This window comes from Paenibacillus sanfengchensis (genome assembly GCF_036864765.1).
Lineage (GTDB): Bacteria > Bacillota > Bacilli > Paenibacillales > Paenibacillaceae > Fontibacillus > Fontibacillus sanfengchensis.
Genome location: NZ_JBAGJC010000003.1, coordinates 547,473 through 563,950 on the forward strand (window position 1 = coordinate 547,473; position 16,478 = coordinate 563,950).

At 54.2% G+C, this 16,478-nt stretch carries 13 protein-coding genes; 8 read left to right on the top strand and 5 right to left on the bottom strand.

What is annotated here, in order from left to right:
• Nucleotides 1-222 precede the first annotated feature (222 nt).
• The 3 genes from V4U84_RS08880 to V4U84_RS08890 all read left to right on the top strand — a co-directional run bounded on the left by V4U84_RS08880 (nt 223) and on the right by V4U84_RS08890 (nt 2,534).
• Nucleotides 223-867 carry a LemA family protein gene (locus tag V4U84_RS08880; protein ID WP_334073485.1) on the top strand — a complete coding sequence of 215 codons (645 nt, stop codon included), beginning with the start codon at nt 223-225 and terminating at the stop codon, nt 865-867.
• Nucleotides 864-1,724, top strand: a complete 861-nt coding sequence (locus tag V4U84_RS08885) for a TPM domain-containing protein (protein WP_334073484.1) — start codon at nt 864-866, stop codon at nt 1,722-1,724. Before V4U84_RS08880 ends, V4U84_RS08885 begins: the two co-directional genes overlap by 4 nt.
• A 69-nt stretch (nt 1,725-1,793) precedes the next feature.
• A complete protein-coding gene (locus V4U84_RS08890; RefSeq protein ID WP_334073483.1) occupies nt 1,794-2,534 on the top strand; it encodes an HAD family hydrolase in 741 nt (246 codons plus the stop codon).
• Nucleotides 2,535-2,539: 5 nt separating this feature from the next.
• Here the strand turns inward: V4U84_RS08890 and V4U84_RS08895 are convergent, their stop codons facing one another.
• A complete protein-coding gene (locus V4U84_RS08895; RefSeq protein WP_334073482.1) occupies nt 2,540-3,238 on the bottom strand; it encodes a zinc ribbon domain-containing protein in 699 nt (232 codons plus the stop codon).
• Nucleotides 3,239-3,424: 186 nt separating this feature from the next.
• Between V4U84_RS08895 and V4U84_RS08900 the strand changes: the two genes are divergently transcribed.
• Genes V4U84_RS08900 through V4U84_RS08910 form a run of 3 tightly spaced genes read left to right on the top strand, consistent with a single transcriptional unit; the run spans nt 3,425 to nt 7,124 of the window.
• Nucleotides 3,425-4,927, top strand: coding sequence for a spore germination protein (locus V4U84_RS08900; RefSeq protein WP_334073481.1), 1,503 nt, complete (start codon nt 3,425-3,427; stop codon nt 4,925-4,927).
• Between the two features lie 15 nt (nt 4,928-4,942).
• The gene (locus tag V4U84_RS08905) at nt 4,943-6,019 is read left to right on the top strand and encodes a GerAB/ArcD/ProY family transporter (protein WP_334073480.1); all 1,077 of its coding nucleotides are present in this window, start codon (nt 4,943-4,945) and stop codon (nt 6,017-6,019) included.
• Nucleotides 6,012-7,124, top strand: coding sequence for a Ger(x)C family spore germination protein (locus V4U84_RS08910; protein ID WP_334073479.1), 1,113 nt, complete (start codon nt 6,012-6,014; stop codon nt 7,122-7,124). Before V4U84_RS08905 ends, V4U84_RS08910 begins: the two co-directional genes overlap by 8 nt.
• Here V4U84_RS08910 and V4U84_RS08915 read toward each other — a convergent pair.
• The 4 genes from V4U84_RS08915 to V4U84_RS08930 all read right to left on the bottom strand — a co-directional run bounded on the left by V4U84_RS08915 (nt 7,115) and on the right by V4U84_RS08930 (nt 12,520).
• Nucleotides 7,115-9,136: a beta-galactosidase gene (locus V4U84_RS08915; RefSeq protein ID WP_334073478.1), complete on the bottom strand. Its 2,022-nt coding sequence runs from the start codon at nt 9,134-9,136 to the stop codon at nt 7,115-7,117. The genes V4U84_RS08910 and V4U84_RS08915 overlap by 10 nt on opposite strands.
• Before the next feature lie 299 nt (nt 9,137-9,435).
• Nucleotides 9,436-10,737, bottom strand: a complete 1,302-nt coding sequence (locus tag V4U84_RS08920; protein ID WP_334073477.1) for an ABC transporter substrate-binding protein — start codon at nt 10,735-10,737, stop codon at nt 9,436-9,438.
• 71 nt (nt 10,738-10,808) lie between these two features.
• Nucleotides 10,809-11,639, bottom strand: coding sequence for a carbohydrate ABC transporter permease (locus V4U84_RS08925; RefSeq protein WP_334073955.1), 831 nt, complete (start codon nt 11,637-11,639; stop codon nt 10,809-10,811).
• Nucleotides 11,639-12,520, bottom strand: coding sequence for a carbohydrate ABC transporter permease (locus tag V4U84_RS08930; protein ID WP_334077033.1), 882 nt, complete (start codon nt 12,518-12,520; stop codon nt 11,639-11,641). Before V4U84_RS08930 ends, V4U84_RS08925 begins: the two co-directional genes overlap by 1 nt.
• 126 nt (nt 12,521-12,646) lie before the next feature.
• On the opposite strand from V4U84_RS08930, the gene V4U84_RS08935 reads away from it, so the two are divergent.
• Nucleotides 12,647-14,473 (top strand): cache domain-containing sensor histidine kinase, encoded by a 1,827-nt coding sequence (locus V4U84_RS08935; RefSeq protein ID WP_334077034.1) that lies wholly within the window; start codon nt 12,647-12,649, stop codon nt 14,471-14,473.
• On the top strand, nt 14,470-16,101 hold the full coding sequence (locus V4U84_RS08940) for a response regulator transcription factor (protein ID WP_334073474.1): 1,632 nt from the start codon (nt 14,470-14,472) through the stop codon (nt 16,099-16,101). Before V4U84_RS08935 ends, V4U84_RS08940 begins: the two co-directional genes overlap by 4 nt.
• Nucleotides 16,102-16,478 lie beyond the last annotated feature (377 nt).

Genomic DNA, 16,478 nt, shown 5'->3' on the forward strand with positions numbered 1-16,478 from the left:
TCCTCCAAGATCCTGCCGGATGGTCGTATTTCCTTCATTCTGGCTGCAAATCGCCAGGCCCGGGACTTCCCAAAAACCAGGATTCGGGAAATGGCTTTTTGGGACTCAGCCATAAGCCGACAATGCCATGGGTTTAGTTTCCTTGCATAGGGTGCAGGGTAAAAAGTTAAGTAATAACAGCAGAGGAATAAAACCATGCTGCACCCATCAAGGAGGTCACCTATGAATTTTCTTAAAGGTAAAGGCTGCCTGGTCCCATTGATTGCCCTCGCGGTGATCGTCGTTATCCTAATCGCTTTGTTCGCCGGCAACTATAATAAGTTTGTCGCGGCTGACGAGAATGTGAATCGGGAATGGAGCAAAATCGACGTCCAACTGCAGCGGAGATACGACCTCATCCCAAACCTGGTCAATACGGTCAAAGGCTATGCCGCCCATGAAAAGGATGTCATTCAGGCGGTTGCCGACGCCCGGGCTGCCCTAGGCGGTGCACGAACACCGGATGAGCTGGCCCAAGCCGATCAGCAATTGTCCGGCGCGTTAAGCCGGTTGCTGGTCGTGGTCGAGAATTATCCGACTCTTAAAGCGGACGCACAGTTCCAACAGCTGATGGATGAACTGGCCGGAACGGAGAATCGGATCGCGGTGGCCCGGAACGACTACAATGCCGCCGTCGCCAGCTACAACAACATGCGGAGAAGGTTTCCCGGCAACTTGCTGGCGGGGTTGATGGGTTTTGATGCGCGGGCGTACTTCGAAACAACGCCGGAATCCCGGACCAACCCGGAGGTTGATTTCGGAACGGATGCCGGTACCTCCTCCGTGCCCTTCCCTAAACTTACGGCCATAACGGGTACGGGAGCATGAGACATTTCGCGGGATTGCCCGGGCTAAAACCGGGGTCCGTTCTATATGGCCTGACCTGCGCGGTTATGCTCTTCACTAGTTTGCTCTGGGGATCCGGCTTCTCGTCAAGCGCGGCAGCCGCCCCAGCCCCGGACATCCCCGAACCGCGCGGGGACATTTACATCCAGGATTTCGAAGGTCTGCTGGCCGAGGATCAGGTGCGGCTATTAACCGCGCTGGGACGGGCGCTGGAGGACCGGACCGGCGCGCAGATTGCCGTACTGACGGTTCCCACTCTACATGGATCCACGGTAGAAGAGTACGCGCTGCAGGCTTTTCGCAAATACGGATTGGGCGGCAAGGAGCAAAATAACGGGGTCCTGCTGCTCCTGTCCATGGGCGGCGGCGAGCCGGGAAATCGGCCGCTCCGGATTGAAGTCGGCTATGGACTTGAAGGCGCGCTTCCCGATGGTAAGGTCGGGCGAATCCTCGATCAGGTGACGATCCCTTACTTGAGAGAGAATCAACCCGGAACCGCGATTGTCGAAACCTACAAAACGCTATATAACGAAGTTGCCCGGGAGTACGGCGTGGAGGACGAACTGGCTCCGCAGGAGGTTGCCGTCCCGCAGACCTCGGCCGGAGAGGCCGGCGGAGGCCGCTTCTCCGCCGGCTGGCTGCTGCTGATCGTCGCTTTTCTCGCGGTGGATTTTATTTTCTTCCGCGGGATGATAACGATGCTGCTGATTTCGATGCTGGGTCGCGGCGGAGGACGCGGCGGCGGGGGTTACGGTGGAGGCGGCGGCTTCGGTGGAGGCGGCTTCCGGGGCGGAGGCGGCGGTACTTCGGGCGGAGGCGGCGCAAGCCGGAGATTTTAGAGACTCTCGTCTTCCGGTATAATATCCTATGGATATGAAACCGACGAAGGGGAGAGAAAACAAAAATCCATGACACAGAGTGAAAATACGAACCAACCGCAACACAAAGCCGTCTTTTTCGATGTTGACGATACGCTGTACGATCACTTGATTCCTTTTCGCCAGGCCCTCCAGGAGGTCCTGGCTACCTCCGCTGAATTCCCCTATCCCGAGGCTTACCATCGCATGCGCTTCTATAGCGATAAGCTGTCGGCGGAAGCCGGCGGCACTCCGACGCATGGGCGGGCCCTCGAAGAAATGCGCACGCAGCGGTTTGTTCTTGCGCTGCGCGAGTTTGGCCTGGAACTGTCCGCAGCCCAAGCGGCCGAAGTGCAAGCAGCCTATTTGCGCAGGCAGTTTGACATCTCGCTGTTTGAGGGAGCTCTCGGTTTGATCACCGCCCTGATGGAGAGAAGCCACACCGTCGGGATTATCACCAACGGACCGCCGGAGCACCAAATGAAAAAGATCACGGCCCTGGGGCTGCGTGATCTCATCCCGCCTGAGCGGATCTTTATTTCGGGCGCCGTCGGCATCACCAAACCGGACCGTCGGCTGTTCGACCATGTGGCGGACAAGCTGGGTCTGTCCCCTGCGGACTGCACGTATATCGGCGACTCCTGGCGGAACGATGTCGTCGGGGCGCTAGATGCCGGATGGAAGGTCCTTTGGTTTAACCACCGGGGCGCGGCGCCGGAATCGGCCCATCGTCTGCCGCCCCGAGTCACCAGTTACGCGGAAATCGAACGGGAATTGCTCCAATCTCTGTAAACCGGCTAAAGGAAGAGCGACCAGCCATCGCTGAGCAAACGGCCGAGCGGGCCAAACAGCAGCTTTCCGAACAAAGCCAGGGTCAAAAGCACGGCCAAATACACGAGCAAGGTTCCCTGGAGCTGATCCGGAAAACCCGGGGTCTGCCCCTCGGCGGAATACCCGGTCAGGATCACAAACGCGGGGACGGCGAACCAGGCCCCGAGCAGGCCAATCAATAGCAGCAGGGACTGCAAGGAATGAATTCCCAGCAACGCCGCCAGCAGGGCGAGCAGAAGCAGCGCCGTAAACGGCACCAGATACACTCCGAAGCGGGCCGCCACCTCACGGTAGTCAGCGGGCCCTTTTCCGTATCTGACCACAGCGTAGCAGTAGGCCGTAATAAGCAGACTCATGATAAGAAAGGCCAGCGTCGGCCGGAGCACCATCCCGACGAAGGGGTTATCCACAAACCCGACCAATCGTTGAAAACCGGTGTAAATGATGAGCGGGACCAGCAATGAAAAAAGGAGGATCGTAATTAATCCGGCTATAAACTGTCCATGATTCACTCTTCGGGCAAAGGCCACAGGATGCCTCAAGGCGGCGGTCACGAATTGGAGATAGGCAAATCCCGCAGCGCCTCGGGTCAGAGGCTTCCCGCAATTTTCGCAGTATCTCGCTTTCTCGGTAAGCTGACGGTGTTGGCATTTCGGACAGATCATTCTGGCACCTTCCTTTCCTCTATTTATATTAATTATGTTGGAAAACCCGAGCGATTATCAAGTTGTCCCGGGCCCGCTCCGTTCCCTGAGTGAACGGGACGGGCCTTTTTGCATGCATCCTCGGCCCGTATATTTTTCCAGCCGCGGAACAAACTACTTTAAAAGTGCTTTGGGAGGGATGCGGCCGTGTCGCTATTTCGGAAAATATCCAAGCTGTTCGGCTCGGGGAGCGGTTCCGGGTCAAAATCTCAGGAAGCTCACCCCCAGGGAACCCCCCAAGCTTCCGGACCGTTGACCTTGGATGTATTTCTTCAGGAGTTCAAGGACTGCGGGGACTTGATAACGTGGCACATGCCGACCATTTCGGCTCATCTCGTTTACTTCGATCATTTGGTCGACATTCCTACCTTTGAGCAGGAAATCCTGCTGCCTTTGCAGCATACCGGACAGGAGGATCTTCAAGAACTGCTTCGCCAGTCGCGCTTCGTCCGAACTTCGGATCCCGTGAAGGCGGTTAAGGGCGTTTTGGATGGAAAGGTGGCCCTCTTTCTGCCCGAAGGCGTTTATCTCGTCAATATATACAACCCCGAAAAGCGCAGCATACAGCAGTCGGAATCCGAAACCGCCATTACGGGCCCGCACGACGCTTTTATTGAAATGCTCGAAACGAACCTGTCGTTGATCCGCCGAAAGCTGAGAAGCAACCGTTTGAAGGTCATCCAGTTAAACGTGGGGGAGCTGACGAAAACAAAGGTGGCTGTTCTGTACGTTGACGGTATCGCCAAAAAGGAATTCGTGGACAAGATGGTGGAACGCATTAAAGCGATCGAATTCAGCAGTCTGTACGACGGCACCATGCTTACACAAATGATCGATGACTTTCCGAATTCGCTGTTCCCGCTATTCCAGACTTCCGAACGTCCGGATGTAACCATTTCCAAGCTGACCGAGGGAAAGATCGTCGTGCTCGCGGATCAAAGCCCGTCCGCCATCATGGCGCCGTCCACCTTTTTTGAGTTTTTCACCACCCCGGACGACTATTACAACCGCTGGGCCGTCGGGACCGCCCTCCGGCTGCTGCGCTACATTGCGTTTATCATTACGATCTCTTTAACGTCTTTATATGTCGCCGTCACGACGTATCATTACGAAATGATTCCCGAGAATCTGCTGGCCTCGCTGACCGAATCGAGAAGCCGCGTCCCGTTCCCACCGATCATCGAAGCACTGATTATGGAAACGACGATCGAAATGCTTCGGGAAGCGGGGGCGCGCCTGCCTACCAAAATCGGGCAGACGATCGGGATCGTCGGCGGGATCGTGATCGGTACGGCTGCTGTCGAGGCGGGGTTTACGAGCAATATCCTCATTATCGCGGTAGCGATGTCCGCAATCGCTTCCTTCGTGATTCCCAGCTATATCATGAGCGGTTCGCTCCGATTGGTGCGGTTTGGACTTATTATTCTTGCCGGTATGCAGGGCAACTTCGGGTTTATGATCGGGGTCGCTCTGATCATCATCCACCTCTCCAAGCTGACCAGCCTGGGTGCCCCTTACACGATCCCGGCCGCTCCGATCAAGCCGGTCGACTGGAAGGATATTTTTATCCGCGCGCCGTTCTGGTCTTTTAACGTGCGTCCGAGCCAGGCGAAATCGCCGAACAAGACGCCAAATAAGATGAAGAAATAGGTGACCGCCTTGTCTATGGAAAAGCTCCATCGTTTTCACATCGCCCTGCTCGTCTTCAACACCCAGTGCGGAGTGACACTCTTCGTCATCCCCCGGGTCGCGGCGATTAACCTCGGAACCAACGGCTGGATCGGAATCGGGATCGGCTACTTGATTGTCTCGATCAACATAATGCTGATTACGCTCCTTTACCGTTTAGGCCGCGGAGCCTCCATCTTTCAAATTCTGGGAAAGGGGCTCCCCCGATTTTTGCTTGTTCCGCTATACCTCTTGATAGCATTAGGCCTGGCGTTGGTCGGCTGTTTTGTCGTCAAGGAATATGTGGTGATTTATCAGATTCTGATCTTTCCGCAAACCCCGGAAATGGTACTGAAGCTGTTCGTGGATGTGTCGGTCTTCCTGATGGTTACCAAAGGGGTTTACAATATGTCGAAGGCCAATCTCTTCTTTGTTGCGTTCCTTCTGGCCCTGGTTCCGCTGAGCTTCACCTTCGTCAATGACTTCGACTTCAACCGGTTGACGCCTTATCTTTTTAAGGAGGCCCACAATCCCGCCGAGGGAATTTTCAGAATGTATGCAGCCTTTTTGGGATACGAGTTGTTCATGTTTTTGTTTCCCTATGCCGAGAACAACAAAAAATGGCTGAAGTATCTGCATCTGGGCAACACCATGACCGCTGCGGTTTATTTGCTGGTCACGCTCGTCTGCTACGGCTTTTTTAATTACAGGGAACTGACCAATCTCGCCTTTCCGATCCTCGAGATGTTCGGTTATTTACAGTTTCCCTTTGTGGAACGGGTTCAGAACTTTTTATACAGCACCTTCCTGCTGTCTATTTTGACCACGGCGTCCATGTATTACTGGTCTGGTCAAATCGTCATCGCCGAAGTCTTTCCCCGCCTCCCCTGGAAAGGCGTCGTGTTTACTTTAATGGCGGGCAGCTTTCTGGTTGCGCTTATTCCCAAAACCCTCCTTGAAGTGGAAAAATGGTTCGGGCTGCTGCTGTATTTTGAGAGTGGAGTAGCTTTCGGGCTTCCCCTGCTGGCGCTTCTGTCCCTACTCATCCAGAAAGGCAGGAAATCCCATGCATAAAAAAAACGCCGGACTCTTGTTGTTTGCCCTGAGCTTGCTGCTGCTCACCGCCTGCAATCAGGACCAGAACATCCTGGAACGGGTCGGCTATATCCGGACCGGAGGCATCGATCCGGCGGAAGAGGGGAAGATTCGCTTAACCATCAACGTTCCGCTCACCATCAATGAGGGCAGCAACACAAAACGGCTGACCGAAACGTTAACCACCGTGGCCACGGGCAGCAAGGAAGCGCGAAACGAGCTTTCCCGCAAATCCAGCCGCAAGCTCGTCAGCGGTCAATTGCGCACGCTTCTGTTCAACACGGAGCTCGCGAAGAAAGGACTTAACCCGTATCTCGACACCTTGTTCCGCGACCCTTCCATCTCCAAGCGCATCGAAATCGTGCTGACGGAAGGCTCCACGCAGGAGATCATCACCAGCCAATATCCAGGGCATCCCGGTGTGTCGCAATACATAGACCAACTGCTCCGGAAAGAATTCGACATGCAAAATACGCCGCGAATTCTGCTGCATCATTTTTTCCGCGATTATTATGATGACGGCAAGGACCCTACGGCCACTATGCTGGTCAAAAAGGGCAACGAACTGGAGCTCGACGGAATTGCCTTGTTCCGGAAAGACAAATACGTCGGAAAGCTGGAGAAAGATGATATATTCTATTTTACAATTCTGAAGCAAGAGCAAAAAAAGGGGGAGTTCACGCTCAACACGGATCGCCCTGAATTAAAATCCATCACCTTCAGCGCAATCAAAAGCAAGCGGAAAATAAAAATCAAAAAAAACGAGGAAGGAAAATATATCGCGGATATCGGCATCCGCGTAGAGGGCGGGGTGCTGGAATATATCGGAAATTTAAACCTGACCAAATCCGATCGCAAAAAACTGGAGGACCTGATCAGCGAGCACATGACCAAAAGAGCGGAACTGGTTCTGAAGAAATTGCGGCAGCACCGGTCGGACCCTATCGGGCTCGGCCAGTACGTCCGCAACAAAATGACCTATTCGGCTTGGAAGGATACCGATTGGAGCGAGATGTACGCCAATATGGAAATTCGCGTCCACAGCCGTTTTTTGATGAAAAACTTCGGAAACCTCTACAATTGATCCGGTTCTCCCATTTCCAGGATCTCCACGCCGTACGGCGCCAATTCCAGCTTCGTCCCTCTCATCTCCGCGTCGAGCAAGCTGTAATACTCCGCGGGAAGGGTAACCCGCCGAACCTCACGGCTCAGGTTCAAGAGAAAAAGAATCTCCCTGTCCGCAGCGGTGCGGATCGTAACTTGTACGCCGTCGGGAAGATCCGGAAAAGCCGGGATTTCAAGGCGGGCGGCAATTTCGCCGAACAAACGCTTGAGCCAGGCCTCTTCCGGATGGGTTCCCAAATAGTAGACCTCCCCTTGACCAAAACGGTTGACGGTCACGGCCGGCTGCCCGGCATAGAAATCGCTAGCGTACCGAAGCAGCACTTCCGCACCCAAAGGAGCCAGAATATCGCACCAATGCCGGCATGTAAAAGTCTGACCCTTGTCGTCCACCAATTCGTGAACATCTTGGCCGATCGGATCGTATTCCGTCACCATGACGCCCGAACAGGAAGAAAGAAGGCCGGGCAGCGGGCTCATGATGCACAGGTTGTTCATGTCCTTGACGCCGGTACGGCTCGTCAGGACCAAGGTGCCTCCTTCGGCCGCAAAACGTTCCAGCCGGTAGGCCGTCTCCGCATCCAACAAGTAAAGACTCGGGGCAACCACCAATTTGTAGCCGTCCAAAGGCTCGCTCCACTCGATCACATCGCAGCCGATACCAAGCTTGGTCAGCGCCCGGTGGTAATCCTTGATGCTTTCGTAATAGTCCATCCCTTCCGCCTGCGGCTGAATCCTTAAAGCCTCCAATTGTTCGATGGATAGCAGGATGGCCGCCTCGTGCTCAAGCACCGTGCCCTTGATTTTCTTGGACAACATATTCACTTCGGAGCACAGGGAAGCAAACTCGTCGAACTTGCGGCCCGGTATATTGCTGTGATCGATCAGACCATGCCAGAACTGCTCGGCTCCCGCTACGGCGCTTCTCCAGCGGAAGTGCATCACCGCATCGGCTCCCCGGGCGATCGCCTGCCAGGCATGGGCGCGGATAAATCCGGGATAAGGGGTTCGCCACATCGGAAACCAACAGCCCGGAGGACCGCTGAGCTGTTCCATGATCCAGAAATTCTTCCGCTTAATGCCACGGGTGACATCCAGGGATAAGGCGCCGCTGTACGGTCCGGTCGATTGTTTGCCGGGGGACGTGTTCGGATAGTAGTCGAAAGCGGCGAAGTCGAGGTCCTTTCCGACCCGGTACAAGTCCAGCCGTTGAGGATAACTGTGAAAATTATGCGTGACGAAATGATGCGGGCAATGCTTCTGAATGATCTTGATCTGGCTCCGCTGAAAAGACGCCAAGGTATCCCACTGGAAACGGGCGAAATCCAGCAGGTAAGACGGATTTTGGTGTGGGGATCCGCCAAGCGGTGTGCCGATTTGACACCAATCGCTGTATTCCCCGCTCCAGACGACCGTTCCCCAGGCGCGGTTCACCGCGCCAATCGAACCGTACTTCTGCTTGACCCACTCGCAGAACTTTGTGTTGCAACTCGGGCAATTACAATCAAGCATGCCGAACTCGTTATCGGTCTGCCATCCGATGACAGCGGGATGTTTGCCGAAATGTTCTGCCATCTTTTCGACAATCCGCGAGCCGTACACCAGCATCGATTCACTGTTGAAACAGCGGTGCCCCCGAACGCCCGGTTGAAAGATACGCCCATCGGCAAACACCGGTAAAATATCCGGCCGCAGGTCGGTCAGCCAGCGCGGCGGGGTGTTGGTCGGTGTACCGATCACGACGGAAATGCCATATTTATAGAACAAATCCAGTACCCGATCCAGCCAATCGAAAAGATAGATCCCAGATGAAGGCTCGAGCCGGCTCCAGGCAAATTCGGCAACGCGCGCAATGCGGACGCCCGTCACCTTCATGAGCTGGATATCCTCTTCCCAAACCCCCGGATCCCATTGCTCGGGGTAGTAGTCCACCCCGATTCGCACGGCATTATTCTGCCATGTCTTTCTTCTCACGATCTCTCCCCCGTTTCCAATAGTTCAAGAAGCACAAAATGGCATGACCGCCCGCTCGCCCGAAAGCCGGGCGAAGCGTAGCGGTCTGCCATATGTGTTCTGATCCATATAAGTTGAACTATCGATTCGCATATGAGGCAGCCGTGTGAAATGTTCTTCCGATCGCTGTTGTTCCCAGATTCCTCATCAATTAAATTCAGAAAAGGTAGAAATCCGGTCACAAAGGCGAACGCTACGCTTCTCCAGAATCATTTCACACTCTTGCCTAGAGCAAATTTTTAGTTCAACTTATATACTATTTATTTTTTAAGTTTGTCCCAGGCCGCCTGCATGTTGGTCATCCAGCCGTTCACATCGGTCTTCTCCGCGATCAGCTCCTGAATGACGCTCGCGAATTCTTGGGTTACCCCGTCCGGGAACTTCGAAGATTGTAAACCATAAACTTTGTTCTCGTCTACATATTTTTTCACATCCGCGCCCAACAGCCCAATATCTTCGGCCGCTGCCGGAATCGTCTTCAAGGCAGGGATGAATTTCCATTTCTTGACGATGTATTCTTTACCCAGGTCGGAAGTCGCGAGCCAGTTCAAGAAAATTTTCGCTTCTTCTTTCGAAGCGGATTCCTTGTTCACGACCAGGTTGGCCGGAATCCCAACGGTAAGCTTGTCGTTCTTCTCTGCGTCGTCATCGATCGGCATCGGGAACATGCCGATATTCATTCCAGGCTTAATGTTGTCGATCAAAGTTTGCGCCCAGTTCCCCTCTTGCATCATAGCCACTTCCCCGTTGGCAAACAGGGCCAGATGCGTATTCGCATCCGTCGTCAGCGGATTTTTCTGTCCGTATTGAACGGTCAGCTTAAGCAGATTGCTCCAGTTTTTGAATTGCGGGTTGTCGACGATCGTTTGGGTTCCGTCGTTCAAGCCCTTGATAAATTCATCGACATTGTCCTGTCTGGCGAAAGCCACGCTGATCCCCTGATTGCCCAGCAACCACCATTCCTGATAAGCGTTGCCGAACGGCGTGATGCCGGCAGCTTGCAGTTTCTTGGCCGCTTCTTCCAGCTCGGTGATCGTCTTAGGCGTTTCCGTAATGCCCGCCTTGGCAAACAGGTCCTTGTTGTACACGTACCCGATCCCTTCCAGGTTCATCGGCATACCGTATACTTTTCCGTCTTTGGTCATCGGCTCGGCTGCCAAAGGCACCAGATCCTTGACCCATGGCTGGTCGGACAGGTCTTCGATCTTGTCCTGCCACATGTCGAGCTCGGCAAAGCCCCCGTTGGAGAAAATGTCCGGCGCATCGCCGGAGGCGAATTTCGTCTTCAGTGCAGCCGCGTAGTCCGCGCCGCCGCCGACCGTTTGAATATCGAGCTTGATGTTTGGATATTCTTTTTCAAACTCGACTTTCAGCTCATTCAGGCCTTCCACAATTTCGGTTTTAAATTGAAAAATCTTGACGGTTTTGACTTCGCCTTCCTTAGCTCCGCCGCCGTTTGCGGCCGAACCGGAGTTTGCGGCATTTTTACCGCCGCATGCCGCGAGCAGCATGCTCATCATCAGCAGCACCGACAGAATGACCATGGAACGTTTCTTATTCATGTCTTTCATATCCCCCTGTACATTTGTAAAATGAGTTGCCTCTATATTTGGAACGCCGGACTTCGGTTAGTCTACCCTTTAACCGAGCCCGCCGCGATTCCCTCGACGATATAACGCTGCAGCAGCAGATAGAAGACGACGATCGGCAGAATTCCGATGGCCAGCGCCGGGAGCGCCATATCCCATTGCTTCGTGTACTGGCCGAAGAAGGAATATGTCGCCAGCGGAATCGTCCGCAGCGAAGGATTTTGCAATATCAGCGATGGCAGCAAGTAGTCATTCCAGATGGCCAGCGCATTCAGCACGATAATGGTCATCATCATCGGGCGGAGCAGCGGCATGACGATCCGGAAAAACACGGTGACCGGATTGCAGCCGTCCACGGTGGCGGCCTCTTCAATTTCCAACGGCACGGATTTGACGAAACCGTGGAACAGGAATACCGCCAGCGGAAGACTGAGCCCCAGGTTGGTCAAAAGCAGGCCGGCAATGCTGTTGTTAACACCGAGCGTATTGACCACTTTCAAAACCGGAATCATGATCGTTTGAAACGGCACGACCATCGCCGCGACGAACAAGAGCAGCAACAGCCGGTTAAACCAAGTATTGGACCGGACCATCCGGTAAGCGGCCATCGCGCTGAACAGCGTAATCAGCACGACGCTGATTACCGTGATCACGATGGAGTTACGGAACGCCTCGGAAAACCGGGCCAGCTCCCAGGCCTTGGTATAGTTCTCCCAATTAAATTTTGTAGGCCAACTGGCCGCGTTGGACAAAATTTCACCAAACGATTTGACCGAGTTGACGAACAGAAAATAAAACGGGGCGAGAAAGATCAGCGCCACGAGCGCCATAATGATTTCAAGCAGCACGTTTTTGCCGCGGGATCTGGCTTCCATCACGCTTCAACCTCCTTGCTCTTCGTGACGCGCACTTGAATCAAGGTGATGAGCGCCACGATGACGAAGAACAGTAATGCTTTGGCTGTGCCCAGACCATAGCGGTTATTCAGGAACGCTTCATTGTAAATGTTGAGCGCCACCGATTCCGTCGATTTGAACGGACCGCCTTTGGTCAAGGACAGGTTCAGGTCGAACATTTTGAAGGACCACGAGATCGCCAGGAAGAGGCTGACCGTCACCGCCGGCATGATCAGCGGAGCGATGATGCTGCGCAGAATCTGAAAGTGGGTGGCCCCGTCGATTTCCGCGGCTTCGAGCACTTCCTTGGACACATTGCTGAGCGAAGCGATATAAATCACCATCAGATAACCGGAATACTGCCAGACGAAGACCATGACGATCGCCCAGAATCCGGTGGTGGCGTCCCCGAGCCAAGGAAGTTCAAAGAAGGACCAGCCGGTCATTTCCCCCATGGTGGAGAAGCCTTTGATAAAAATAAACTGCCAGATAAACCCGAGCAGCAGGCCCCCGATGACGTTTGGCATAAAAAATATCGTCCGCATCACACTGCGTGTTTTCAAGGGCTTGGTTAAAAAATAGGCCAGGAAAAAGCCCACCAGATTCGTCAGAATCACGCCGAGGAGCGTAAAACGGACCGTAAACCCGAACGATTTCCAGAAATCCGGATCCCCGGAGAAAATTTGCTTGAAATTATCGAAACCGACCCAGCTCACTTGCCCCGATACCCCGTTCCAGTCCGTAAAGGAATAATACATTCCCATCGCAAACGGAATAATCATGACCAGCGTAAAAAACAACACGGCAGGGCCGACGAAAAACAGCTGCTGCCCAAACTGCGATAACTTTCGGTTACGCATGTATGGCCCCCTCCATTCTCTCTTTGTCGTATTTCGTCTACAAGTGTTATTATGTATTTATTTTAATCCCCCCGAAACCGACGCAGGTGAACTTAAAGGTGTAAAATATTGATCGGATGTGGCTGAATGAGATGGAATAGTATTCGTACAAAATTGATTGTCTTTCTGCTGCTCCCCATTATCGTTACGATGGCGGCCGCGGTGGCGGTCAGCTACTCGCATACCACGGCATCGCTCCGGGAACGCGCGGTGGAGGAGAACCGCAACTTGCTCTATCAGGGATACCGCAACATCGACAGCTTGCTGCAGAACATAAACCGCATCTCCCTGAGCGTGTACTCGGACTCCGAATTTTACAGGCTGCTCGACGCCGGTTATGACGACATGTCCGCCAATATCGGGATCTATGCCTCCCTGAACTACATTTACAAGGCGGCTCCCGATATATTTCAGGTTTATTTGTACGGCGTCGAGGATCAGAAAGCGACCCTCATTACGCAGGATACGCCCAAGCGCTGGCAGGATTCCGCCCCTTTTCCGGTCTCCGATCTGCCGGAGCATGAACCGCTGCGCATCCAGACAACCCATGAAAGCCACCATTACGGGCTGTTGACGCCCTTTTTTCCGAAAGCGACGACGGAGCAGGTATTCACCTTGCACCGCCGCATTGAGAAAATACCGTCCAATCAAGCCATCGGCTACTTGTCGATCGATGTGAAGCTGTCGGCGCTTAGCGAAATTGTCGATCAATTATATGACAGGGCTCAAGAGAACCTGTTCATCCTTGATGCGGACGGCCAGTTGGTCTACGCCAATCAGCCCGAGCTGATCGGACAGCCGATCACAGCCGATTGGTACTCGGGACGGGGTTCTCTTTTCGAAGGGAAGCAGGGCTATTTTGAACAGGACCATTCGGTATTCGTTTATCAGGAAATCGACAGCGCGGGGGCCAAGTGGATGCTGGTCAAGCAGATTCCGGTGTCCCACCTGCTCAGCGAAGCCAACCAGGCCGCAAAAATCAACGGATTGCTGTTCGGTTTGGCGCTCCTTGTGATCGTCACGGCGACGGTGCTGATCTCGATCCGCATCACCTCCCCGATCAAGCGGCTTTCACAATACATGAGCCAGGTGAAGATCGGGAATCTCCAGGTGGATATCGCCTCCGCCGGCAACGATGAGATCGGCGTTTTGACGGAACGGTTCCGGAACATGATGGACACGCTGAACAATTTGATTCTCCGCGAATACAAGCTGGAGTTGTCCAACAAGAACAACCAGCTGCGGGCGCTCCAGGCGCAGATCAATCCGCATTTTCTGAACAATACGCTGCAGATCATCGGTACGCTGGCCCTGGAACTGAAGGTTCCGCAAATTTATACCTTAATCTCGTCGCTGGCCAAAATGATGCGCTACAGTATGCACGACGATGACCGGGGCGTGACGCTGCGGGATGAGCTTGAGCATGTAAAAGCCTATGTCGAGCTGCAAAAGGAGCGTTTTGAGAACCGGTTCGACTTCCAGGTACAAATAGACGAGTCTTTGTTATCGGTGAATATGCCCAAGATGATATTGCAGCCGATTGTGGAAAATTACTTTAAGCACGGCTTGGGACCGGAAGATACCGGTGGAACGCTTGGGCTGACCGCGGCTTACGCGGAAGACGGGAGCATTGTCATAACTGTGGAAAATAACGGTTGCCGCATCCCCGAAGACAAGCTGCGCCGGCTCCAAAGCGGGCTGAGCCACTCCGGGGCCGAACAGATTCGGCCCGGCGAGGACGAAACGGGGGGCGGCTCCGCACCGTCCATCGGGCTGATCAACGTGCTGACCCGGCTTCGCCTGGTTTACGGCGAAGCTGCGGAGTTGAGCGTCAACAATCTGGACCCGTCCGGAGTCCGCATCCAGCTGAGGTTCCGGAACGATGACAAGAACGAGGAGGAAGCATCGGAATGAGAGCATTGATCGTGGACGATGAAGCGAGAGTGCGCAAAGCGGTAAGACTGCTGGTCGATTGGCAGGAACACGGCATCGAAGAAATTGCGGAAGCCGTGGGAGGTTCGGAGGCCATCGGCGTTATCCGCGAATTCAAGCCGGCCATCGTCATCATGGATATGATGATGAATGCCGGCCATGGCATGGAACTGATGGCCTGGGTCAACGAGCACGCCCCGTCTCTCAAATTTATCGTGATCAGCGGGCACGATGACTTTGAATTTGTCCGGGGGACCGTCCGGCACGGCGGGGTTGATTATATTTTGAAGCCGATCGAGCCCGAGGCGATCAACGCCGCGGTAGCCAAGGCGGTCCGCCAGTGGCGGCAGGAGGAACGGGAACGGCTGGAGCAGCAGAACACGAGTATCCGGTTGAACGAATTTAAACCGGTCTACGGCGAGAGGCTCCTCTCCTCGATGATTGACGATCCGGGCTCGGCGGACAACAGTTTAAAACGGCTGCGGATGGAAGGCGTGATTCCCGGGGAGGCGGATCAGGCCAGGCTGCTGCTGATCCAGGTGGATGCTTCGGACACCTCCCTGCTGAAGCGATTCGGAAATGAAGGCGAACTGCTGCAGTTCTCGCTGATCAACATCTGCAACGATTTCCTGACCGCCGAGCAAAGAGGCATCGCCTTCAAGCATTGGGGCGCCGCCATGGAAATCCTGATTCTCCTCTGGAAACTGCCGGAACGGGCCGCCGAGCTCGTGGCCAAAATCAACGATGGCCTGTTTCATACGCTGCAGCGGAGAATTCACGTGGGCCTTGCTTCCACGGGACCGATGCCGTCCAGCCTGCCCGCGCAATATGCGGAAGCGACGGCAGCCATCCGCCGGCGCAATCTGCTTCAGCCCGACCAATACATCCACGAGCTGAAGCAGGGCCAGCCCGCGGCGGAAGAGGAACCCGTCTCCCTGTCGTTTGCCGGCGTCCAAGCGGATTGGAAAACCGCCGTCCTGAGCGGGGATCCGGGGCAAATCGCCTCGTCGGTGCAGCGGTGGATCGACGCCCTTGGCCGGACCGGCTTCGTCTCCCCGGAGATGCTCGACTCCTGGAGGTCCTCCATCTTCTCCTTCCGTTCCGGCTTGCTCCGGGAGATGCTCGGCAGCGACGCGGACCAGGTGCTCTCTGCGCTGGAACAAGGAGATCACGCCGAGGCGCCGCCTATGCCGAACAACTATGTCTTTTCCCCGTTTGCGTGGCGGGATTGGCTTAACCGCTTCTTGACCCGTCTCGCCGGAGAAATCTCCAAACGGCAGCAGCGCGAATCGCGAAAAATCGGCGATATGCTGGCTTATATTGAACAGCATTACCAATCCGAGCTTTCGCTGCAAGACCTCGCCGCCCATTTTCAGGTCAGCCGGGAGTATATCTCCCGCAAGTTCAAACAGGAGTTCGGCGACAATTTCTCCGACTACCTGACGGCCTACCGGATCGACAAGGCGAAGAAGCTGATGCGAAACCCGAACCTGAAAGTCCGGAGGATCGCCGAGATGGTCGGCTTCAATGACGTCAAGTACTTCAGCAAGGTGTTCAAGAAACAGGAGGGCTTGTCCCCGCGGGAATACCGGAGCAAATGGACGGACTAGCATTAAAAAAAGTGCGGACGGCCGAAGAGAGAGAAGAAATCTCCTCTTGCCGTTCGCACTTTTTTTATTAGTGCCTCCTCATCAGACATTAGTCTCACACCCAAAGGCATCTTCAAATCGGATTTAGTATACAGTTCCGGCAGGTATATTCAGGCCAATCCACAATGGATGCGAAAAGATGCAAATCTGCAGGTTTTTAAGCCGAGCCTCGCGGAAATGCGAAAAAAGATGCAAATCCTGCAGGTATTTCTAACGATTTTAAAGAACCGAGCCGGTTTCGTCGAAAATTCCTGCAGAATCGCAGGAATTTTAAAATATTGGCCCCGAACAGGAAAAAAACATGCAGATTTGCAGGAATTCTATGTTACCAAGGTTGT